This is a genomic window from Emticicia sp. MM (genome assembly GCF_001649495.1).
On sequence record NZ_LXHX01000119.1, the window covers coordinates 29,926 to 55,172 of the forward strand.

A 25,247-nucleotide genomic window follows, 5' to 3' on the forward strand; every position below is an offset into this window, starting at 1 on the left:
GGGTCAATGTTTTAAAATAAGTTGGGTATCGTATATCCGATATTATAATCTACAAAACCTGCATTTTTACAATCCCAAAGCTTAAGGTCTTTGTAGCGAATATTATTAAAATCGGCATAAAACTGAACTTTTTGTAAGTTTTCGCTTGAAAGTGCCCCTAAGCGGTCAACTTTAAGGCGTTGTTTTACTACACCTCCTACTTGAAACACCCCCAAAACCTCTTGCCCCGTTCGATTGGTGCATTTTAAATTGCCCACAATTTGTGCTGGAATCTTATCAAATAATCCACCCCCAATTACTCGTTGGTCTTCTTGGCGTTTCCAATAATTGTAGTTTTCTTTCGAAATTGAATAGACATCCAATTGTATTATCCAATCCGGAAAATCCTTTACATCAACACTTCCTAAGGTAATAGGTAGATTTTTTCCATTGACCAAAAAGTCGTTAATCAGAATAGGTTGTGTATTAAGCGGTGCACGCCAGCATTTCGAAAAACAAGGCGGTACAGGAGCTGGCGGTGGCGGTGGCTCAGGACAAGTGGTTAGAAATTGTATAAAATCCTGTCGTTTGATAAAATAATAGTCTTCATTTTCTTTCGAATCTTTAATAGAAGCCGTTACATCAAAACGCATATTTTCTACTTTTTCAGCATCAATGAATTTGTATGAAAAATCATTGAGTGGGGTCGGGGCTTTGAGCTTTTCTAAGCTCGATTCGATTTCTACGCCGTCATTGGTTTTGATTTTTAACTGATATTTCTTACCAATAACCGCAACGAATTGAGCAGGAGTTTGATAAAGCCCATCACGGATTTCGCTTAGTGGTGTTGCATTGCCCAAATCATCAAGAATCTGTACCTGAGCTTTTTTTACAGCATCTCCCTGAAAAGCCGTAATATCATAAGGTGAATACGAACTCGTTCGATTGATTCGTACGTTGTAAGGTCCAGCAAGATTGGTCAATTCTCCATAAACCACGTATGCGTTACTTAAATTTTGTGTTTTGAAGTCGGTAATTTCTGTTTCGCAGGAAAAAAATAACGAACAGAGCAGGATAATTAATGTTATTTTTTTCATCAGAATTTAAAATTATAAGTTAGTGATGGAATGGCAGCACCCAAAACCGAAAGTTTGTAGGTACGAGCCAAATTACGTAAGCCAGTCGATGATCTAAAATAGATAGAATAGACATTCTGGCGATTTAGGATATTATAAATCGAAAAATTCCAACTACTATTCCATTTGCTGTTTTCCTTCGGGTCGAGCGTTAATCCTAAGTCTAATCTAAAGTAGTCAGGGATTCGTTCGGCATTTCGAAGTGTAAAACTTGGCGAAGCATACCCATCTAAAATTTCCTGAATCGTAGCATTATCTAAGAAAACAAAAGTTTGTCCATTGTAAACATAAGATTTCTTATCGAGACCGTTTCTTGGATTAAGTCCATTTTTTACCATATAATCATATACATCGCTAAAGGCATAAATCTTGTAGCGTCCGTTTGGATACGTAATCGGGCGACCCGTATTGTAGGTAAAATTAGCATTGAAAGTCAGGCGTTTGGTCCATCGGTTATTTAACACAAACTTTATGTTGTGCGGAGAATCGAAATTTGCAGGGAATTTTAAACCAAAATTCGCCCCAATTTGGTTGGCATTTGCTTCGATTTGGCGAAAAGTACGTGAATAAGTATATGATAACCAGCCCGTCAGCTTTTTACCCCGTGCCTTTTTTACAAAAAATTCGGCTCCATAAGCATAGCCTTTACCCACTAAAAGTTGGGTTTCGACGCTTGGATTTAAGTATAAAGAAGCTCCATCAATATAGTCGATTACGTTGTTGAGTTTTTTGTAATAAAACTCAGCCGAGGTTTCAAAAATATTATTTTGAGGATTGGTGAAGTTCTTAAACACCCCAATCGAAAATTGGTCGGCAATTTGTTGAGGCAATTGGGCATTGCTATTTTTCCAAATATCAGCAGGCGAAATAGCCATTGTATTCGATAATAAGTGCATAAACTGCTGCATTCGATTGAACCCAATTTTGATAGATAAACTTGAATCAACTTTAAAAGCAAACGAAAAACGAGGTTCGAAACCCCCATAAGATTGAATGACCGAACCTTTCTTGTAGGTCAGAGTATCGGTAATGGTCTCTACTTCACGTGGTTGATTAGCCTTGTAGGTATAAATATTATCTGGCCCAATGAGTTGATAATAAGCGTATCGTATGCCATAGTCAAGACTTATCCTTGAGTTTAAGCTGAGGCTATGCCCACCATAAATCGACATTTCTCGTGAATGCTGCACAGGCATTCGGAATGGGTCAATGATTGATTCAGCAGAATTGGGTAATAAACTACCAGCATCATTTCGATAGACACTGAAATCTCCGCCAAAATCAAACTTACTTTTGTTAGAATACTCGTAGCTTAAATCTTCTCTAATAGATTGCTGCGTGATTGAAGGCTGCCAATTATATTCATACTGTGGTTTTAGTCCTTTTATGCCGTAGCGGTATTTGCTGACAAAGGCAGTAAAATTATGTGATAGCTTAGTGCCAATAAGTGCATTGTGTTTAAGACTAAGGTTTTGGGTATTCCAGTAGTAAGAAGTATCTTGGGCGAATTTGAAGGCATCATCACTCGAATATACTGCCAATGAGACCCGTTGGTTATTGTTGAATCGGTGGGTAATTTTGGCATTTATATCGTAGAAATTTGCATTACTATTTTTGAGCGAAGGATTATTGAAATAGCGTAAGTAAAAATCTGATAATGAAGCCCTTGCCCCAACAATTATGGAAGTTTTTCCTTTAAAAATGGGTCCTTCTAAAAGTAATCGGCTCGAAATTGGCCCTAAACCGCCCTGTAAACTCCACTTATCAAAATTGCCTTCTTTGAGCCGTACATCAAGCACAGAAGAAGCTCTTCCGCCATACATAGAAGGAATGCCGCCTTTGAAAAGGCTCACATCTTGCACCATATCGGCATTGAAACCCGTGAAAAATCCAAAAAGATGAGAAGTATTGAATAGCGGAATACCATCTAAAAGTACTAAGTTTTGGTCAACATTCCCTCCTCGAACATTGAATCCAGAAGCACCTTCTCCTACGGTAGTTACGCCCGGCAAGAGCATTATACTTCTAATCACATCGGCTTCACCCATAAGTGTTGGGAGTTTTTTGAGTGTTTTTCCTGAAATTTTCTCTACGCCCATGATCGCCCGATTAACGTTGGCATCTGATTTTTCGGCCGTAATGACAACCTCATCTAAAATCTTAGGGGTTTTGTCAAGCAAGAATTCAAATTCGAGGTTTTTATTTAAGGTAAATCGCTCGATTTTGATTTTATAGCCCAACATTCTTACTACAATTTGATAAGAAGTAGCGGGTAAATAGATAGCAAACTTCCCCGAAGAATCAGTAGAAGTTCCAAGAGTAAGACCCGAAAACAAGATATTGGCATTTTCGAGTGGAGTACCTGTTTCGGCATCTTTCACCAAACCAGAAAGCAGAAAGCTCTTTTTCTGAGCTTGAACTTCATGGCATAGCAAAGTAGTATAAAGGCATAAAATTGCCCAAAGTAATTGTTTTTTCATCTATAGGTTAAATATAACTAATTATCAAAGATAATAAATTTTGATGGGCAGGGTAAATTAAAATAGAAGAATGGTAAATAATCGACGACAGATAGAACTATAAAAGCGATAATTTGCGTGTAGGCTTAACATATCTTAACATCAATTATATTTATTTAACAGCCAAAATATTAAATCAAATGGTAGTTTTGAGCGAAACAATAAAATATAAAATTATGAAGAAAGTTAGTTACATTATCGCAGCTATTAGCTTAATATTTTTCGTCTATTTTGCTAATAAAAAAATAAAGCGTTACAGAGCATATACTATCGAAAAAGATAAATTTATTGCTGATATAAAAGCTGGAAGAAAATCATACGATGAAACAAATTGGATGAGCCCTCTTAGTGTAAGAGAAAATGATAAAGAAAGATTATTAAAAGATACCGTAATAGAGTTAATGAGTGGAAAGGCAATTCCTTTAGTTAAATTGCTCGATACCAGCAATGTTTTTTTACATTACGGAAGTATCTCAAATAAGAATGAATTGACTGAAATTGAACAGTTTTATCAAAAATACCAAGGTAAAATTCGATTTTTGATACTGTGTACTACTAACTTAGCTACTACCAGAAACTTCGCTCAAAAGAATGATTTTTCAATGCCATTCTATATATTTAAAAATAACCGTTTTCCTGCTGATATTGAAGTTTTACCTGTGAACCACTTGATAACTAACAGAAAAACGGCCATTTATTATGCCGGAACGGGTTATTTTGATAACCGGGACTTTTTTCAATTCGTAGATAAAGCTTTGGCGAATTGATTAATATGTTTTGTTTCGTAAAATAATTAAACCACTTCCTTGTTTCCAAGCTTGGTCGAAACCCGCAGGAAACTTCGCAACTGGATGGCTGCCCAGAACCATATCAATGTCGCCATCGTGGTCAATATCAGCGGCATCCATCACACTCCATCGACCTAAATGATTAATAGGAAGTGTTTTTTGTTTGAAATGATCGCCTGTGTTTTCAAAATACATAAATCCTTCAAGCGGACGGTGATCGGTATCTGGGAAAAGTGCAACCGAAGCCATGTCAATATCTCCATCGTTGTCAAAGTCTCTTGGAATGACTTTGGTTGCTCCGTTTTGTTGGAAAAAATGACTTTGTTTGAATGTAAAATTACCAGTATTGGTATATACATAAACCCCGTGATAAGGCTTTAGAATGGTAGAAAAATCAGCATTGTCGCCGGCCGTACATACAATATCAAACTTTCCATCTCTATTGATGTCGGCAATGTCAAATGAGCTTGTTCCGTAAATCGATGGGAAACGTAATAATTGTTTCGCCTCAAAGTTTAGGTTTCCTTTATTGAGATACAGAATTATTTGTTCGTCACCTTGGGCAAAAAGAGCTAAAATATCGTTGCGTTTATCACCATTAAAGTCCATAATAATGGTTTTGGTAGCTCCAGTTTGTGTGCTTAATTGTTTGCGTTGGAACTGATTTTTTGCATCTTTTTTCCAAATTGAAAGTCCACCAGCTTTAAATCCAAACTCATTGCTTATGAGTTCATCTTCGGGAGAATCATCTAAGTTTTTGGACAAAACCTCTATCGGACGATTCAGATTTGGTAAAAGTTTTTGTTGAAATTTGAAGGTATTATTAGCCAACGAAACTTGCTCAGCCGAACCATTCACATCTGGATTTGCCTGCGTGGTTGTACCGATATAGGTAAATAAATAATCTTGTTTATCGGCATGTGCGAGGTCAACGTTTGTGAGGGCATGTTGATTGAGAATAGATTGTTTGGTTTCTCCATTTTGGTCGAGTACCCAAATCACATGGTTCGACTGGTCACCCGCAATGATTTTTCTATTGAGCGTATCGAAGCAAACAGCTGTAAAATTTGGAATAGTTGCCCCTTTAATTGCTAAAGTAGTTTGCTGAACCAAAAACATGTCTTTGAGTTCTTCCAGAGCTTCATATTTTGGAAATTCAAGCGTTTTTGGTGCTTTGGCCAAATAATATCGTTTGATTTTAAGCCAATCTTCATCACTTATCATTTGTGAAGCTGGACGTAAAATGGCGTAGTCGGATAATGGTTTTTCTAAACCGTTGATTTCGGTCTCAACGCCCATCATGATACCCATATAAGGCAATGTACTGTATTGCCACACATTTTTAGGCAACATATCAGGGCTTGGTAAAAGATGGCAGCTCGAACAATATTGTTGAGCCAATTTTTCACCTTCTGCTACTTTTGAGTTTTCACAACTAAGCGAAATAGCCGCTACACCAACTACCAAAAAGGTACTTATGATGAATAAATTAGTGTTTTTTAGCTTCATTTTATTGATAAAAATTGGGGTTCAAATTCATGAACCCCAAAGCATTTTAGTTTGGTATTTTTCTAAAAACTTGCAATTTGTCATTATTGCGAGTTACGAAATAGAGTTTGCCTTTTGGTGTATTAAGCGTTTTAATATCTCTTACATCTCCTTCCATCAATAAACCATTATCAGTTGGAACCGATGCCGTGAATTGGCCTTTTCCATTGCCTTTTAAAATAAGACCAAAGAAAGCATCATAACGAGCTTGATACATATTGGCTCCACTGAAATTTCCACCTACGATTACGTCAAGGTTTCCATCGTTATCTACATCTTCAGTTACGAGGCTCATCACCTTTGATACTTGGGCTAAACTTGGCAGATAACTCATTTTGAAAGTGTTATTTCCTTGGTTTTCGAGGTAAACAGACTCAAAAGTATTGACAAGTTTTTCTTCGGCATCTTTTAGTTCTTTACTCGTGAAGAGTTCATCAATGGTCTTTCCTGCAAAGTTTTTATACTCTACATATTTTTTATTGATAATACTTGGCAATTGCTTACCCATTTCATCTTTGCTATTGACAGGATACCAATCGCTTCCTCGGTTGTAGGCGATGATGTGGTCTTTGGCATCATTGCCGTCAATATCCTTAATAAGCATTTTTAGTTGGCCACCTTCTTCTTTTCTGAATTTCGTATTGGTACCTAAATTACCAACAACTAAGTCAATATCACCATCTTTGTCATAATCTGCGGCGGTGATTCCGTTCCAAAAACCAGTGTAAGAAGATAGTTTATTATCAATTTCAGTAAATTTACCCTTGTTATTTTCAAACATCTTGATTGGCATCCAGTCGCCAATTACAGTTAAATCTTGGTCGCCATCTTTGTCTAAATCTGCCCAAATAGCATCAGTAATCATTCCTGCTTCTCGTAGGTCGGGTGCTTTGTTGACTGTTATATCTGTAAATTTACCCTTTCCATTATTAACCAAAAGATAAGAACGTGGCGATTTTCCGTAATTATAGCCTACTACTCGTCCACCAACAAATAAGTCAATGTCTCCGTCTTTGTCAAAATCACATGGTCGTACACATGATTTATTATCGTACATTTCGGGAAGGGCAGTAGTTGATTTCGTGAAATTACCTTTACCATCGTTGATATATAATCGGTCGAATTGTTGAGGCATTTTATCATAAAATTCGTTTCCACCCGAAACTACGTAGAGGTCTTGGTCTTTATCGCCATCGGCATCAAAGAAGAGGGCATCAACATCTTCCTGCAATGAATCTGCTTGGAAGACTGCTTGTGGCGAAAGACTAAAGCCACCACCAGCTTTTTGAAGGTATAATGCTCCAGCTTGGTATTTTGCTCCGCCTACATAAAAATCTTCAAGTCCATCGCCGTTTGCATCGCCAACGGCCATTTTCGGGCCATCAACTGAAACTTTAAATGGAATTAAGAATTCACGATTGAAATCAAAATAAACGTTTTCCTGATGAACAAAAGGAATGTTAGTTTCGGTGCTTACTTCTTCAAAAATTGGTTTAACAGGTAAAAAAAACTGAAAATCCGAAACATTCATTTGTGCTTTACTTTCTTCAACCGTTAGCGTAGTATTGATAGCTGGATTTTTGATGATTTCCATCTTTTGGTTTTCCCAAATGATAATCATCGTATCGACCTTGGTTTGTTTACCAATACCAAATATCAAAGAAGGTTCAACCGAGCTCATAAATCCACGCGTAGGCATCATCTGCTGAAGCTGCTCTCCTTCGGAAGTCTTTAAGATAACCTTTGCCCCAACTCCAAATTTATTTTTGTCATTGCCTTTAAATTTGACTTTGACAAAATTGTTTTGCAAGAGTTGGCGGCTGTTATTGAGGTAAATACTTGCGGATTCGTTGAGATTATTTGAAATAAGGTCTAAGTCTCCATCATTATCTAAGTCAGCATAAGCCGCACCATTTGAGATTCCCTCTTCTTCAAAGCCCCAAACTATTGATTTATCCTGAAAACGCAGCTCTTTCGTGCCTTTATATAGGTAATTGTGCCATTTTCCGCTTGGCATTTTATCAATGGCTTCTTGGTCGAGTTTTTCAGAAGTAGGCACATTGTAATGCAGCGAATCGCTGGCAATGAACTTAAGGTAATCTAAATCATTTGGGCGTCGAAGAATGCCATTCGTAATGAAAATATCTTTGATACCATCACCGTCATAGTCGGCCATGAGTGTACTCCAACTCCAATCGGTAGCCATCACGCCAGCAGATGGAGCAATATCACTAAACTTTTTACCACCCATGCTCAACTGCAAACAGTTACGGCTATATTGATTGAAATAACCAAATTGAAGTTTATAGAGATAAATTTCGAGCGGGTCTTCACCAACTGAAGATTTTTCTACTTTTTCATCTTCTGGATACATATCAAGCGTCATGATGTCTTGATACCCATCATTATTAATATCAGCTACATCTGAACCCATCGAAAAACGGCTCAAATGCTTGAAGTGTTGCTTCATTTCTTCGCTGAATTTGCCATTTTTTTGATTGATGTAATAATAATCATCTTCATGAAAATCATTGCTTACATAAATATCCAGCCAGCCATCATTATTGATATCCGCCACCGAAATGCCCAAACCATAGCCCATAGCCGCTTGATAAATGCCAGCTTCTTTACTTACATCAGTAAATTTGCCATTATCGTTTCGGTAAAGATAGTCGCCTGCTTCATTATCCTTGAGCATACGTGTATTTACGCGGTCATAAGAGCGAGTATTGTGTACGGCATGATTGAGGAGATACATATCTAAGTCGCCATCTTTATCGTAATCGAAGAAAGCTGCTTGTGTAGAGAAGCCAGCGAAATCGAGGCCATATTCATCAGCTTTTTCAGTAAAAGTCAAGTCTCCGTTGTTGATGTAAAGCTCATTTGAACCCTCAAGCCCTTTGTAATTACTAACGGCACAAACATAAATATCGAGTAGCCCATCGCCGTTTACATCTACCATTGTAGAGCCTGTTTTCCAATCAGAAAAACCACCAATACCAGCTTTTTCAGAAATATCCTCAAATTGAGGCACACCATCTTTTACTCCTTTATTGATATAAAGTTTATTCTTGCCTTGATTCGAAACAAAAAATAAGTCAGTTAATCCATCATTGTTGATATCACCAGCAGAAACACCACCACCATTATAGAAATACAGGTAGTCGAGGATATTAAAATCTTTGGTTTCGGTAATTTGATTCGTAAAATCAACCTTTGTTTCTGTTGGTGATAGCTTTTTGAATAAAGCCACCTCATTTTCTTTATTAACAGATTTACAAGAACTAAAAACTAAAGAAATAACTGTAATTGTACTTAGAATTTTAACTATTGATTTCATAGCATTTACTTGTTAAAACCGAATACTTGTGCTTTTTCGTTGTTTTTGGCTAAAACCACAACCTCTTTGTTGGCACCAGTTTTTAATTTATACATTTTTCTTACCTGACCCACTGTCTTGAAACCAGAGTCGCTTGTTTTTATAGATTGGAATATACCTTTTCCTTTACCTTTCAAGAATACGCCATAGCTGGCATCGAAGCGACCCCATTCTGGCAATACATCGAAGAAGTTACCAGCTAAAAGTATATCTACGATACCATCATTATCAAAGTCACCAGTTTCAATGGCGGCCATGCGAGAAAATTGAGCCTCGATCGGCAGATCCTTGATTTCAAAATTACCTTTACCGTCATTGATGAGCATGATTGATTTGGTAGTAGTGATTTTTCGTTCTACACAATCTTTCATTTGTTCGGCAGTAAACATATCAGTAATGGTCTGATTGGCATAATCTGTATATTTTACATACTTACGTTTTATCATCGGTAATGCTCTTTGAAGCTCGCCTTTTAAAACCATTGGATACGTTTTTCCATCTTCTGTAAGGCAAGAAATAATCTGTTCAATTGTTCCGCTGTTATCAAAGTCTTTTGCATGTAAAAACGCTGGAGTTTCAGGCGAAACTTTGAGTTTTGTATTATCTCCAATATTTCCCACGATAAAGTCGGTATCTCCATCGCCGTCGATGTCAGCAGGCTTGATACAATTCCAAAGACCTTCCGAATCTTTTATTTTATTGGCAAGTGACATTTTCTTACCACGCTCATTTTTGAAAACAACGATTTCGCCCCAATCTTGCGTAATAATTAAATCAACAAAGCCATCTTTATCAATATCGCTCCATTCGGCATCGGTTATCATGCCGAGCGAAGTGATTTCGGGCATATATCGTTTTGACTGATTTTTAAATTCACCAGTTCCATCATTGATATAAAGATTGCTGGCGGGACTATAGCCAAATTTACCAGAAATCATACGCGAACCAACAAACAGGTCGTTATCGCCATCTTTATCGAAATCGGCCGCGGTTACACAAGAACCATTTTCAAAAATTGCGGGAAAACGAACATCTCTTTTGAAATTACCTTTACCATCATTCAGATACAACAAATCATGCAGTTCGGGGGCATTTTCAGGAAATTCGTTGCTACCCGTTACCACAAATAAATCAAGATCATTGTCTTTATCAGCATCGAAGAAAATGGCATCGGTGTTTTCGGTAGTTAAATCCATGCTGAAATCTGGCTGAGTAGATTTGATGAATTTGCCGTTTTTTTGCTGAATTAATAACTGTTTTTCCTGTCCAGCGGCTCCACCCAAATATAGGTCGTCGAGGCCGTCGCCATTTACATCACCCACAGCCATTGCAGGGCCTTGTGTAGAATATTTTTGCTTCAATAACACATCACGATCATAATCTTGAAAATTACTTTCTACGTGCGTATAATCAAGAGTTGAGGCAGTAATATCGGTAAAAATAGTTTTTTTTGGAGCAAAGAATTGCTTAAATACCTGATTGGCATCTTTATAATCTAAGGTAAGTGTCTGATTAGTTTTAACACTTTTCAGCACCTGCATTTTATCGTCAGGCCAAACAATTTTCAGAGAATCAATCGTCCCTTTTTCGCCTAAACCAAATACCATTTGGTGGTCGCACGAAGACTGAAATCCACGATTGGGCATTTGTTGTAAAACAATGCTTACTCCTTGTTGGTAAACAGTAATGGTAGAACCAATACCGTTGAGGTTTTTGGCCGTACCTTTAAGTTTGACGCTAAGGAAGTGGTTTTTTGTCTTCTCATTGGTTTTATTTTTGAAGACCGATAAAGGGGCATTAACATTATTTACTACTAAATCTAAGTCTCCATCATTATCTAAATCTCCATACGCCGAACCGTTTGAGAAACCCGGGCCTTCTAAACCCCATGATTTAGCATTGTTGGTAAAATTTAAATTACCATTATTTTTGAACGCATAGTTTGGAATCGGCACTGAAGAAATCTTATCAATAAACTCTTTGGCATTAAATTTTTTGCCTTCGAGCATTTGTTGCATGGTGTTTCTATCTCCTAAAAACTCCACAAAATCTTGGTCTGTAAGGTCTTTTGCAATACCATTGGCAACAAAAAGGTCTTTCATTCCATCATTGTCCATGTCAAAAATCAAGGCCCCCCAGCTCCAGTCTGTTGCGTGTACGCCCGCCAATTGCCCCACTTCGCTAAAGGTTCCATCACCATTGTTGAGTTGTAGGTTATTACGCATATATTGGTGCCAAAAACCACGCTTTAGCTTTAAATCAACCAGATTATAGCCTTCAAAAACGCTGGTGGTTTTTAAGCGGCGGTCGTCACCAGGAAGCATGTCTGTCACGAATATATCAAGATTACCATCATTATTGATATCGGCTATATCAGCTCCCATCGAGCTGAGACTGATATGGGGCATTTCATTCACGAGGTCTTCTTTAAATGTACCATTCTTTTGGTTGATATAAAGATAATCTCTTTCGTAGAAGTCGTTGGAGATGTAAATATCTGGCCAGTTGTCGTTATTTACATCACCAATCGTGATTCCCAAGCCGAAACCAATGAGGCTTCCATAAATACCTGCTTCAGCCGAAACATCGGTGAATTTAGGTGTTTCCCCCTTCGCAAGAGTTGCGGGGCTATCATTCCTAAAAAGTTTATCACCACCAAGTTTATCACGTTCTTCACGAAGGTTCATGTAGCCCAATTTATCAATAGGAGTGAAGCTATTATTGAGCAAGTACATGTCGAGGTCGCCGTCGCGGTCATAATCAAAAAATGCAGCATGGGTTGAAAATCCGCCATCTTCTAAGCCAGCTTCGGTTGCTTTTTCAACAAAAATAGGAATACCGCCTTTAATACCTTGATTGATGTAAAGTTGGCTGCCACGTTGGTCACGGCTTCCAGAATTACACACATAGATATCCATTAAACCATCGCCATTGACATCAGCAAAGGTTACACCCGTTGACCAAAACTTTTTACCAACAATCCCAGCTTTCGCCGTGATGTCTTCAAAAGTCATTTTTCCTTTATTTAAATACAGTTTATTATCTTCAAAATTTGAAGTAACGAAGATATCCGAAAGGCCATCGTTGTTTACATCACCAATGGCCACACCACCACCGTTATAGAAGTTTCGGTAGTTGAAGATATTAAAATCCTTACGCTCCAGACTTCGGTTGATAAAATCAATTCCAGTAACTGAGGTTGGCAGAGACTCGAAAAGTGTATCTTCCGACTTACTACAAGATAGCAGAAGCACTACGCACGAGATAGCCCAAAGAGATTTTTTCATCAATTATAGGTTAAAGAAAATCTAAAATTTAATTTAGAATTTAAGTTTAAAAAGTATTTTTTTCGTCAGTTATTGACAGAGAATCACAAATTTAGCAATAAATATGCCTCTAACTATCAGCATATTGTTAAAATAAAAAGACAGAACCGTTAGGAACTGCCTTTTCGGGAAAGATATTGAAATATTAATATCCAGGATTTTGCTTCAACAATGGGTTAGCATCGATACGAGCTTGAGGAATTGGGAACAATTCTCTTGTTTTATCAACAACTTTCATGAATTTTCTTGAAGTGCTGAAAGTACCGAAACGAATCATATCATTACGTCTCCAACCTTCCCATGCTAACTCACGACCTCTTTCTGCAAGAATGTCGGCAGCAGTAACAGATTTTAATGGAGCAACTAATGAACGAGCTCTGATAGTATTTACATCAGCCAAAGCATCAGCAGTTTTTCCAAGTCTGAAAGCAGCTTCTGCTCTCATCAAGATAGCATCTGCCAAACGGAAGAATACGTAATCGTTATCTTGGTCACCGTTCGGGTTGTTTCTTTGAATCTCATATTTTTGAGAACGAACACCAGCTACTTGGAACTCAGGGTCAGCATCAGTCATTTGGTCTTTGTTGAAATCAGGAATAAACGCTAATGGTTGGTCTTTTGCATCTTTCAAAGGAGCACCAGAAGCTGAATATTGTTGACCAACTAACCACATTTTGCTACGAGCATCATCTTTATCAAATGAGTTGTAGAAATCTGCAAGCGTACAGAAACCATTCCAAGGAGCATTACCTAAACCATAAGTTTGTTGGTTAGCATAGTGTAATGTTCTCATTTGGAAGTTCAAACCACCAGCCAAGAAGCTATCAAACGGAATGTTGAAGATGGCTTCTGGTGAGCTTTGGTTTTGAGTAGTAAAGTTAGCAAGCGTTGTTGCAGCTAAGCTATAACCATTTTTAGATTTGATTACTTTATCAATTGTATCATAAGCTTTTTGCCACTCAGGAGAACCTTTGTAAACACCAGCATTTAAGTACAATTTAGCTAATAACATTGTAGCTGCATCTTGAGTCATACGGCTGTAAGCTTTTCCTGCTGGAAGGCTAGGAATTGCTTCTGTCAATTCTTTCTCAATAAAAGCATAAACTTCAGCACGAGATTTTGTTGCAGCTGAAGATGTATTATCAGTTACGATAGGTACATTACCAAATGCATCAACTGCCATGAAGTAATAAAACGCACGGATAGCACGAAGTTCATCAACCGCAGCTTTATTAGTTTTAACAACATTAAGCAATTGGTTTACTTGTGAGATATTTCCGAAGATAAAGCCCCACATACCATTGATTGGACCATGTTGTGGAGTCCAAGTGTGGCGAGAATACGCCAACCAGTCACCGTTGTCAAACCAGTCACCACCACGAGTAGGAACTATTAATTCGTCAGAAGTTGCTTCACTTGGGTTAAACCAGTCCCAAGTAATACCTCTCATACCTGAGTAAGCAGGTCCAAGAGCTGCAGCTACCTGAGCGTCAGTTTTCAAAAATTGGTCAGCAGGAATCGCATCGTAAACCGGCTCAGTTAAATCTGTACATGATTGTAGTGCCAAAGCAGACACCACAACAGCAGCAGAGAGTACTTTTGAAATGTTTTTCTTTATATTATTCATGAGTAATGTAATATTTTGTGATGTAAACAGATTGTTTGATAAAATGTTTAGAAACTTAAGTTAACACCAGCAGTTAAACCACGAGTTTTGTAGTAAGTTTCACGAACATCAATACCTGGTGCTTGTGAACCAATTGATAACGCTTGGCTAACTTCTGGGTCAACACCTGAATATTTAGTGAATAATAATAAGTTGTTTCCTGCAACATAAACACGTGCTCTCTTCACGATACCTTTTCCAACTGGAATATTGTAACCGAATGAAGCGTTGTTCAAACGTAAGTAGTTGCCTGATTCAACGTAGTAATCCATAGGGATTGTCTGTGTATCATTGATTTTTGAAGTCAATGCCGATGCAAGAGCGTTACTTTCTGCGATACGACCATCTTGTCTTCCTAATAACAAGGCATTGGTGTTCATGATTTTAGCACCTAAATTGCTTGTAAATTGAAGTTGTAAGTCGAATGCTTTATATCTTAAGTTATTAGTTAAACCACCAACGAAGAATGGGTTCGGGTTTCCAAGGTAAGTTCTGTCACCTGCACTTGGCTCGATTTTACCATTACCATCTAAGTCTTGGAATACGTAAGTTCCTTTATCAGAGATGCTTGCAACTTTAGCACCGAAGAATACACCAACTGGTTGGCCAGCTTGTAATACAGAGAAGTTTACAGCAGATGTACCTCTAATAAAGTTACCCAAGCTTGTTGTTAAGAATACTTGGTCTGGAGCAGCAAATTCGTTGTTTTTCAAGCTCAACACTTTGTTTTGGTTGAATGAGCCAGCGAAAGTAGAGCTAAATGAGAAGTCTTTGTTATCAACCCATTGGTAAGATAATGAAATCTCAACCCCTCTGTTTTGCATACTTCCGATGTTAGCTAAGATTGTAGGATAAACGTATCCTTTTTCTTGCGGAGCGTTTACTGTGTATAACAAGTCTTTAGTTTGACGAGTGTACCAGTCTAAATTACCAGAGATTTTTCCTTTCAATAATGAGAAGTCGATACCAGCACCGTAGTTTTCGTTAACTTCCCACTTCAAGTTAGGGTTAGCGTTTGACTGGATTGCGTAAGCAGGTAAGAAACTACCAGAGTTACCATCATAGTATGAACCACTTGGGCCATAGAAAGATTTAGAAAGTAATGGTCTGATACCTTCAGAGTTACCAGTTCTACCCCAGCTAACACGAAGTTTTAAGTTATCAATTGTAGAATTTCCTTTCAAGAAAGCTTCTTCACTAAGAGACCAACCCACTGAAACTGATGGGAAGAAACCCCACTTGTTGTTATCACCGAATTTCGTAGAACCATCACGACGAACGTTAACAGTTGCAAAATATTTATTTGCTAAGCTATATTGTGCACGACCCAAGAACGATACTAATTTGTATTCGTTTTTGTAAGAACCGATAAAACCAGGGTTTGTTCTGATACCAAGACCTGAACCAATGTTATTAGCATCTAAAATGTCAGTTAAGAAGTTATTGTTAGTAACACCGAAACCATCATAAACTACATCTTGATAAGTATAACCTGCTAATAAGTTTAAGTTACTGTTTGCTGTTAAAGCTTTGTTGTAGTTCAAAGTTGTCTCCAACTGTTTGTCAGTTGTTGCATTTAATCCACGGTATGCAGAGTTACCAGCGAAACCTCTGATAGGTACATTAGCAAATGAGTTTTGGAATGCACTAATGTTATTTGCTTGTGTACGTAATGTACCACTTACATTAAATACTAAACCATTAGTAATAGTGTAGGCAGCCTGTACATTTCCTAATAAATCGCTTAATCTTTCAGATTGCTTTCTGTTTTCTACAATCGCTAATGGGTTGTAGTTAGCAAAAGTACCTGGAATTTGATAGTAAGTACCGTCAGCATTATAAATAGGGTCAGTCGGACGCATGTTTTGAGCAAGACCTAAAGCGATATTTTGTGCAATATCACCATTTGTCTGTGAAGCAGAGAAGTTAAACTTCAAGTTTAATTTATCGTTAAGTGCTTTTGAATCAATGTTCAAACGAGCATTTAAACGGTCTTTTCCTGAACCAATCAAAGTACCAACTTGATCCAAATATCCTACTGATGCACGGTATGATGTTTTTTCTGAACCACCTGAAACACCCAATTGATAGTTTTGAGTATAAGCAGTACGAGTAATTACATCTAACCAATCTGTATTAGCACCGTTATCAGTGAAACTTTGGTTGTATTTCTTAGCAGCCTCTCTAAATTGTGCACCATTCATCAAATCAGGTCTTTGAGAAATTCTCTCTGTACCTAGATAAGAATTGAAATCTACACTTGGAGCACCAGATTTACCTCTTTTAGTAGTAATTAAGATTACACCATTCGCACCTCTTGAACCATAAATTGCTGCTGAAGAAGCATCTCTCAAGATGTCCATTGTTTGGATATCTTCTGGAGCAATGTTTTGGATAGGAGCACCAATCACACCGTCAATTACGTAAAGTGGTTCAGAACCAGCGTTCAATGAACCAGTACCTCTTAAACGTACAGTTGGCGTTGAGTTAGGGTCACCACTACTTTGAGTGATAACTAAACCAGCAACTTTACCTTGAGCTGCAGCTAATGGGTTTGTTACGATACCTGCGTTGAAATCGCGGCTACCTAAACTTGTTACGGTACCAGAAATTTCTTTACGTTTTTGAGTACCATAACCCACTACCACAACTTCTTCAAGAGCTTTAGTGTCGTCTGTTAAAGTTACATCAACAACAGTTTTGTTACCGATAGCCACTTCCTTAGTTTCCATACCAACAAAACTGAATACTAATACTCCGTTTTTCGGAACACCAGCCAATTTGTAAGTACCATCTAAGCCAGTTTGAGTACCCTTACTGGTACTTTTCACTTGTACTGTAACACCTGGTAAACCGCTGCCATCAGCTCCTTTTACCGTACCTGATACAGTTACTTCTTGTGCCATCACAGTAAATGTGAGTGTTGTTAACAGCAATGCTGCAATTGTGAAAATAGACGTTTTCACACCAGCCGTTAGTCGCCCAATATAGCGACCCACTTGGTAGGACTTCATCATAGGTTGTAATTAAAGAAAGATTAATGAATGATTAACTTAAATAAAAAATAATTTTCCATTTTCTAAATAATTTAAACTGCTCCTAATGACTAAAATTATCAAAAAAATAACTTGTTATAGAAGTTTGTTTAGAAAACATTGAACTATTTTTTTAATTAACCCTCAAAATTACAAAAACAAATGCTTAAAGTCCAAAAAATTATACTAAAAAATAAAAGTTCTTAAAAAAATTCAATTCTGAAAAATTGTACAAAAACAATATGCCTTTAGGTTTTTCATCTTATTTTTGCAAACCATAATTATACTTCAAGAATTGCTTCACGCTCAACAACTAAAATATTTACCATCATATAAATTTATAAAGAGCAAATTTGTATTTTTTTTAGATAAAAAAATCATCGATAACGAACCCGAGTATTGTCACTCAAAGGCGTTTATCTTTGAAAAATTCAAAAACTGAAGAATCTGATGATGAATCAACAATTACAGCAACTGGCCAAAGACTTGGCAGGTGAACTTTATCTGGATGATGTCATGCGTACTTTGTATGCCACTGATGCCTCGGCTTATCGTGAGATGCCGCTCGCAGTAGCTATTCCCAAAGACGAGTCTGATATTGAAAAACTGATAGCCTTTGCTCGTAAAAATAATTCCTCCCTCATTCCTCGTACTGCTGGTACTTCTTTGGCTGGGCAAGTGGTTGGAAAAGGAATTGTAGTTGATGTGTCGCGTACGTTTACAAAAATTCTTGAAGTCAATAAAGAAGAGAGATGGGTGAGGGTACAGCCAGGTGTGGTGCGTGATGAACTGAATTATTTCTTGAAACAACATGGATTGTTTTTTGGGCCTGAAACTTCAACGGCCAATCGTGCAATGATTGGTGGAATGGTTGGTAATAATTCTTGTGGCTCTAATTCAGTGGTTTATGGAAGTACCCGGAATCATCTTTTAGAAGTGAAGGGTTACTTGAGCGATGGTTCATTTGTGGAGTTCAAGAGTTTGAGCAGAGACGAGTTCATGAAAAAGCTTGACCCATCTGATACCACATTGGAGAGTAGTATTTATAAGCATATTTATGAAGTATTGAGCAATTCTGATAATCAAGCAGAAATTCGTAAGGAGTTTCCAAAAATGAGTATCGAACGCAGAAATACAGGGTACGCTATTGATGAACTGCTAGAAACGGAAATATTTACACCGCAAGATAATCGAGAAACCATCAAGACTCCTCCGTTATCGGGTGTAGCGGCAGGGGGGGCTTTCAATTTCTGTAAGCTTATTGCTGGTTCTGAAGGTACATTGATGTTTATTACTGAAATAAAGCTTCATGTAAATAACCTACCACCGAAGGTACAAGGCTTGGTTTGCGTGCACGTTAATTCGGTTGATGAGTCTCTAAGAGCTAATCTAATTGCTTTAAAATATAAACCAACAGCGGTTGAGTTAATAGACCATTATATTTTAGAATGTACGAAAGAAAACAAAGAACAACGTCAAAACCGATTCTTTGTACAAGGTGACCCCGGGGCAATTCTTGTAGTTGAACTTTCACATGATAATATAGATGACATTCATCAACGAGCGGCCGAAATGGAAGCTGAGATGCGTGCTGCAGGATTAGGCTATCATTTTCCGATTTTATTTGGCGAGGATACCAAAAAGATTTGGACTCTCCGTAAAGCTGGATTAGGGCTTTTATCAAATTTGCCTGGCGATGAAAAAGCGGTAGCTGTTATCGAAGATACGGCCGTTGATGTAAATGACTTGCCTGATTTTATTAGAGAGTTTAATGAAATCTTGTCGAAAAATGGTATGTCTTCGGTGCATTATGCTCATGCTGGTTCGGGGGAAATACATCTTCGACCGATTATTAATCTTAAAACTGCCGAAGGACATCGACAATTCAGATTAATTGCGGAAGAGATTTCAATCTTGGTAAAAAAATATAAAGGCTCTCTTTCGGGCGAACATGGAGACGGACGTTTGCGTGGTGAATTTATTCGCCAACAAATTGGAGAGAAAAACTACACTTTGATTAAAGATTTGAAAAAAGTGTGGGACGAACAAAATATCTTCAATCCAAACAAGATTGTTGATACGCCTCCGATGGATAAATTCTTGCGTTATGAGGCTGATCACCAAGTACCTGAGTTTAAAACTGTTTTCCGATTTAATAATCAAAATATTCTCCAACACGCCGAGCAATGTAATGGTTCGGGCGATTGCCGTAAGACCGAACTAAGTGGCGGAACAATGTGCCCAAGTTATATGGCCACTCGCAACGAAAAAGATACAACCCGTGCTAGAGCGAATATCTTACGAGAGGTATTGACTAATTCTGAAAAACTCAACCGATTTGATAGTAAAGAAATCAAAGAGGTGATGGATTTGTGTTTGGCTTGTAAAGGCTGTAAATCAGAATGTCCGTCGAATGTGGATGTTGCCAAATTGAAAATGGAGTTTTTACAGCACTATCAAGAGCAAAATGGGGTTCCGCTACGTTCGTGGTTAATTGGCAACTATTCGAAAATGAGCAATTTGGCATCTTATGTGCCTTGGGCTTATAACTTAATTTTCGATAATGCTCCTTTGCGTAAAATTGCTAATTCGGTGGTAGGTTTTCATCCTGAGCGTACGATGCCACTTTTGAGCAAACACACACTTAAGCAATGGTATAGAAAATCGGAGCAAAATATAGCCCCAAAAGCGAAAAAAGTTTATTTATTCTGCGATGAGTTTACGAATTATAATGATGTAGAAATTGGCAAAAAAGTCCTCGATTTATTGAATAAATTAGGATATGAAGTAATTATTCCAAATCATGTTGATTCGGGTAGAGCATACTTATCAAAAGGAATGTTGAAAGAGGCTCAAAAATTAGCGAACCAGAATGTGTCTTTACTAAAAAATATTATCAATGAAGAGATACCAATGGTTGGTATTGAACCTTCGGCAATTCTTACGTTTAGAGATGAATACCCCGATTTAGTCGAAGAAAGTTTAGTTGAAGCAGCGAAACAGTTAGGTAAAAATGCCTTAATGATTGATGAGTTTTTAGCTCGTGAAGTAGATGCTAAGAGAATTACGGCCGAAAACTTTACAACTGAAAAACGTCTTATCAAGTTACACGGACATTGTCAGCAAAAATCAGTGGCTTCGCTTACACCAACGAAAAAAATACTTTCATTGCCTAAAAATTATGAAGTACACCTGATTCCTTCAGGTTGCTGCGGAATGGCAGGTTCGTTTGGGTATGAGAAAGAACACTACGAATTATCTATGCAAATTGGTGAATTGGTATTGTTCCCAACAGTCAGAAAGCAACCAGAAGAAGTAATTATTGCAGCACCAGGTACAAGCTGCCGTCATCAAATCCATGATGGAACTGGTCGCACTGCTTTGCATCCTGTTGAGGTTTTGTGGCAAGCTTTAGTTTAGTAAATTGATTCCTTGAAGGGAAATATTTGTTTAATTTGTTATTTTGGCGAAATTCTTTCGAGCATAGTTTTGAAAGAATTTCGCCAATTTTATTTCCTCAGATTGAATCTGTGTGTTTATTACTTAAAATAGTATATTTGCTAAATAAATATAGTTTTGAGTATTCGAGAGAGATATTTTGCTTAAAATTACAGCAAAAACATTCATAATAAGGACTTTGAAAAGCTAAGTTGCTAGCCTACTATCTTGAATTATGGAACAATACGTAACTGTAAGGTGTTTTATAACATACTTAACACTTATCTGACCACTAGAAAAAGTAAAAATGAGTAATCGAAATTTGTTGAGTTTGGAATTGACAACTATTGTTGATGACGAACGACCTGTTTTTTTATCGGGCAACTTCTGCGAATGGCATCCCGATGTGTCGGATTTTGAAATGAAGCGAGTGAGCAAGGGAAAATACAAATTTACATTCTCGCCCGAAATTACCCTCCCAGAAAAAATAGAATATAAATATACGCGTGGTGGTTGGGATTTTGTAGAATTAGATACCTATGGAAATTCACCAAAAAACCGAGTAATTGAAAAATTATCAGGTCAGTACGCCGATTTTGTTCCCTATTGGCGTCAAGAAGGAGCTACAGCTTATATTCAAAAGTTAATGCCTAAAGTAGAAGTCATTTCTGAAAAATTTGAAATTCCACAATTAGGCAAAACTCGGAAAATTTATATTCTTCTCCCTCATGATTACGCCCAAAATACCGATAAGCGTTATCCTGTTTTGTATATGCAAGATGCCCAAAACCTATTTGGGAAAGGCTCAAACTACGGCAATTGGGAGATAGATAAACGTTTATCATTATTGGCTAAACGAGAGATGGGCGATGTAATTGTAGTAGCCATTGAACACGGTGAAGAAGGCCGTTTTAATGAATATTCCCCTTACACAGTTGAATCAAAAGGTAAAGGTTTGGGTATGAAATATGCAAATTTTATTGTTCGTACGCTCAAACCATTTATTGATGCTAATTATCGCACTAAAACCGAACGTCAATTTACAGGAATTGGTGGGAGTTCGATGGGTGGTTTGATTAGTATTTATGCAGGATTGATGTATCCAGAAGCAATTGGTAGATTAATGGTTTTATCGCCTTCACTTTGGGTTTCTCGGAAAATATACTTCGATGCAATAGAGTTTTTTAATCCATTAGCTACAAAAATCTATTTGTATGGTGGCGGAAAAGAAGGCAATGCGATGGTTCCAAACGTTAAGAAAATGAAGGAGACCATTGAGGGACAGGGCTGGGACACTGAAAAAATACAAATTAAACTCTCAATCGACCCTAAAGGAGAGCATAACGAAAAACGCTGGGGACAAGAATTCCCGAAGGCAATAGAGTGGTTGTTTAATTAACGGAAAGTATTTTATTCCACAAAAAACCATCTACAAATCAAATATTAAAGAATTTATGAAAATCAAGATAACAGCCAACAATACTGCTGCTAAGACAATTATTTTCCCACTGGTAGATAATGAGAAATTGGCGGAAAATCTTTCAAAAATTGCGAAGCACGTTGGGCTAAGTGCCGAAACGCTCCAACAGGATTTCAAGGCAGGAACAAAAGAAACATTGGCTTTGTATGGAGCTATTGAGGGGCTGGAAAAGGTATATCTTTTAGGCTTAGGAAAATCTCCTAAACCTATTGATTATGTAAAGGTTTTTCGCTCGTTTTTCTACAATAACAAGAAAAAACTGCCAAGCAATGTTGGATTAAAGCTTAAAATGGCAGGTTTAGAAGCCAATATTGAGCAAATTGTGAATGGTATTTGTTTGGCTGAATATGAGGTAGGTATCTATAAAAGTGATGAGAAGAAAACCGCTGATATTTTTGGTGAATCTGGGCTTTTAGAAATTCAAGTTGCAGAAAATTGGCTCGAAAAAGGCGAAAAAGGAGTGGCGGTTGGACAAGCAATTGCCGAAACACAAAGTAGAATCATGACTTTGGTTGATGCACCAGCTAATTATAAATATCCGCAGAAATTAGCAGAATTTGCCATAGAATCTGGGCAAAAATACGGTTTCGATGTAAAAGTTTATGATGAGAAACAATGCCTTGAGTTAGGCTTACATGCTCTTTTGGCAGTTGGACGTGGTAGCACTGAAAACCCTGCAAGGTTTATTGTGATGGAATATCCCTCGGCTACGCTCGGGAACCAATCCTCGGCTATGCTCGGAGAACAAGTATCTTCCAAACCGGTCCCTGAGCGTAGCCGAAGGGTAGGTTTAGTAGGAAAGGGTGTAACTTTTGATACAGGTGGAATTTCTATTAAAAGTTCGGCAAGTATGAGTTATATGAAGTCAGATATGGGAGGAGCAGGAGCAGTTTTAGGAGCAATGGAATTAGCGGCTAAACTGCAATTGCCCGTGCATTTGATAGGCGTTATTCCATCAACCGAAAATTGTGTAGATGGCAATGCACTTAAACCAAGTGAGGTTATTTCTTCGTATGCTGGTAAAACAATTGAAGTAATTGATACTGATGCCGAAGGACGCTTAATTTTGGCCGATGGCCTTTCGTATATCAAAAAGAATTTTGAGCCTGATGTAATTATTGATTTGGCAACGCTCACGGGTAATTGTATTGCCGCATTGGGTTATGCCGCCGCAGGATTATTATCGAATAATGATACCTTAGCAAATGAATTACTTGAAATCGGGCAAGAAACTGGAGAAAAACTATGGCGTTTGCCACTTTGGGATGATTATAAAGATATGATGAACTCTGATGTGGCTGATATAAAGAACCTTTCTTCTGCTCCAGTGGCTGGGGCAATTACGGCTGCAAAATTCTTGGAGTTCTTCATTGATGGACACACTAATTGGGCTCACCTTGATATTGCTGGGATGGCTTTTGGCGATTCAGAATTTGCCAAAATGAAGTCGGCTACCGCTTTTGGTGTAAATTTATTAACTACCTTCTTGCGAAAATAATTGATGTGTAATTTTTCTTTCGGTGGGTGAGCGAAGCCGAAACCACCGATTGGCAAAAATTATAATTTAGTGATTTTGACAAGCGTTTCTGCACCGATACCTACCAAGAAACATCGGAAGCTGAGCGAAGCCGAAGCTACAGGGAGTGGTTTCGACTTCGCTCAACTACCGAAGGCTTAGTACTCAACTCAATACTTCCCGTAATACTTGCAGTGATTTTATTTCGCCAAATTCTTCAACATGAATTTTGTAGAACGCGATGATGATTTCGAGTAAATGATTTCTAACCGCCCGATTCATGAATAATGGCGTTTGGTAATCAGCCATGATAAGCTGGTTCATCAATTTCTGATAATCGTTTTCAAAAGGAATAAGAACATTTAATTCTCGAAACTGAGAGACGATTTCTTGTGCATTTTCTGGAGAAAAGCCTAAGAAAAAAGCATATTTGAGCAGAAAGATTAGGTGAAAATTTTCAAAATGTTCGTCGGTTTCGTCTAAAAAAATGAGTGAATGATAAAGAAAATCGAAAAGAGCATCGTTTTCAGTATGTTCTTGAAGTGTTTTGTTCAAAACTTCATCCAAAAACATGGCGATACTTGACTTGTGAATATCGTAAGGAAGGCTTCGAAATGGAAAGCCTGATTTGGCCTCCGAGATACGATGCAAGTCTTTCTTTTCATCATGATATACCACCATATCGAGTAGTGTAAGCGGTTGAAAAAGTGCAATCTTATTTTTTCCTTTACTGCTTCTTACGCCATTTTCAATAAACGATTGAATACCAAATTTTTCGGTATAAATCTTTACGATAATGGAGGTTTCTCGGTATCGAATATAGCTAATGACTATCCCACGAGTTTTATGAAGCATGATACAATAAGAATAGAAACAGAATAACCCACAGTACATCTACAAAATGCCAATAGATACTTATGAGCTTGATTTTCAGTTGATTAGGTGGATTGACACTATAAACATAAGAATCAATATATTCCATTCGTTGAAAAGCATCTTTGTTAGCTGAGATGAGTGCTATAATTCCGCCCAGTGTGTGCAAAATATGTAGTCCTGAAAGAACATAAATAAACATTCCTCCAGTATTATTGCTCATTGTGATGCCGGCATTCAATAATTTACGCCATCCAAAACCTTGTAAAACGATAAACAAAATGCCCGTCAGTAAGGTCAGACTGATATTTAGACGATAGGTTCGAAAACGCTCTTCCTTAAAAGCTTTATTTGCCCCTTGCAGCGTAAGGCTACTTGCTATAATAACTAAAGTACTAAACCAAAATACACCCGGAATCTTTACAGGAATATCCTGATTTCTAGCTTCTTTCGTAATAAAAACAATCAATAAAAAGAAAAAAAGCAGCCCGCTACTAATCATAGCAAGGTAGAGCATGAAAGCAAATGGTTCTCGGCGTTTACTTAATTGATTCATCTTTTCAC

The 25,247-nt window shown here is 37.5% G+C and carries 13 protein-coding genes; 4 read left to right on the plus strand and 9 right to left on the minus strand.

What is annotated here, in order from left to right; all coding sequences use genetic code 11:
• Positions 1–11 precede the first annotated feature (11 nt).
• Positions 12–1,076, minus strand: coding sequence for a DUF4249 domain-containing protein (locus A6M55_RS16325; protein WP_064198558.1), 1,065 nt, complete (start codon positions 1,074–1,076; stop codon positions 12–14).
• Complete coding sequence (locus tag A6M55_RS16330) at positions 1,076–3,595, minus strand: TonB-dependent receptor (RefSeq protein ID WP_064198559.1); 2,520 nt, start codon at positions 3,593–3,595, stop codon at positions 1,076–1,078. Before A6M55_RS16330 ends, A6M55_RS16325 begins: the two co-directional genes overlap by 1 nt.
• 215 nt (positions 3,596–3,810) lie before the next feature.
• Between A6M55_RS16330 and A6M55_RS16335 the strand changes: the two genes are divergently transcribed.
• Entirely contained in the window at positions 3,811–4,401 is a 591-nt protein-coding gene (locus A6M55_RS16335) for a hypothetical protein (RefSeq protein ID WP_156511099.1), read from the plus strand.
• Here the strand turns inward: A6M55_RS16335 and A6M55_RS16340 are convergent, their stop codons facing one another.
• The 5 genes from A6M55_RS16340 to A6M55_RS16360 all read right to left on the minus strand — a co-directional run bounded on the left by A6M55_RS16340 (position 4,402) and on the right by A6M55_RS16360 (position 17,358).
• On the minus strand, positions 4,402–5,931 hold the full coding sequence (locus A6M55_RS16340) for a VCBS repeat-containing protein (protein WP_064198561.1): 1,530 nt from the start codon (positions 5,929–5,931) through the stop codon (positions 4,402–4,404).
• A gap of 46 nt (positions 5,932–5,977) precedes the next feature.
• Positions 5,978–9,310, minus strand: a complete 3,333-nt coding sequence (locus tag A6M55_RS16345) for a VCBS repeat-containing protein (RefSeq protein ID WP_064198562.1) — start codon at positions 9,308–9,310, stop codon at positions 5,978–5,980.
• Between the two features lie 5 nt (positions 9,311–9,315).
• Positions 9,316–12,636, minus strand: coding sequence for a VCBS repeat-containing protein (locus A6M55_RS16350; RefSeq protein ID WP_064198563.1), 3,321 nt, complete (start codon positions 12,634–12,636; stop codon positions 9,316–9,318).
• 184 nt (positions 12,637–12,820) lie between these two features.
• Positions 12,821–14,302, minus strand: a complete 1,482-nt coding sequence (locus A6M55_RS16355; RefSeq protein WP_015028470.1) for a RagB/SusD family nutrient uptake outer membrane protein — start codon at positions 14,300–14,302, stop codon at positions 12,821–12,823.
• A 47-nt stretch (positions 14,303–14,349) separates the two neighbouring features.
• Positions 14,350–17,358, minus strand: coding sequence for a TonB-dependent receptor (locus A6M55_RS16360; protein WP_041693436.1), 3,009 nt, complete (start codon positions 17,356–17,358; stop codon positions 14,350–14,352).
• A gap of 468 nt (positions 17,359–17,826) precedes the next feature.
• Here A6M55_RS16360 and A6M55_RS16365 point away from each other — a divergent pair, with 468 nt between their 5' ends.
• The 3 genes from A6M55_RS16365 (at position 17,827) to A6M55_RS16375 (ending at position 23,792) form a co-directional block, all read left to right on the plus strand.
• The gene (locus tag A6M55_RS16365; RefSeq protein ID WP_082893076.1) at positions 17,827–20,796 is read left to right on the plus strand and encodes an FAD-binding and (Fe-S)-binding domain-containing protein; all 2,970 of its coding nucleotides are present in this window, start codon (positions 17,827–17,829) and stop codon (positions 20,794–20,796) included.
• 325 nt (positions 20,797–21,121) lie between these two features.
• Positions 21,122–22,213 carry an alpha/beta hydrolase gene (locus A6M55_RS16370; RefSeq protein ID WP_015028467.1) on the plus strand — a complete coding sequence of 364 codons (1,092 nt, stop codon included), beginning with the start codon at positions 21,122–21,124 and terminating at the stop codon, positions 22,211–22,213.
• A 55-nt stretch (positions 22,214–22,268) separates the two neighbouring features.
• The gene (locus A6M55_RS16375; RefSeq protein ID WP_064198565.1) at positions 22,269–23,792 is read left to right on the plus strand and encodes a M17 family metallopeptidase; all 1,524 of its coding nucleotides are present in this window, start codon (positions 22,269–22,271) and stop codon (positions 23,790–23,792) included.
• Between the two features lie 183 nt (positions 23,793–23,975).
• Here A6M55_RS16375 and recO read toward each other — a convergent pair whose 3' ends face one another.
• Together recO and A6M55_RS16385 are read right to left on the minus strand one after the other, a co-directional pair.
• On the minus strand, positions 23,976–24,665 hold the full coding sequence (recO, locus tag A6M55_RS16380; RefSeq protein WP_015028465.1) for a DNA repair protein RecO: 690 nt from the start codon (positions 24,663–24,665) through the stop codon (positions 23,976–23,978).
• Complete coding sequence (locus tag A6M55_RS16385; RefSeq protein WP_015028464.1) at positions 24,655–25,239, minus strand: cytochrome c oxidase subunit 3; 585 nt, start codon at positions 25,237–25,239, stop codon at positions 24,655–24,657. Before A6M55_RS16385 ends, recO begins: the two co-directional genes overlap by 11 nt.
• Positions 25,240–25,247: the final 8 nt, after the last annotated feature.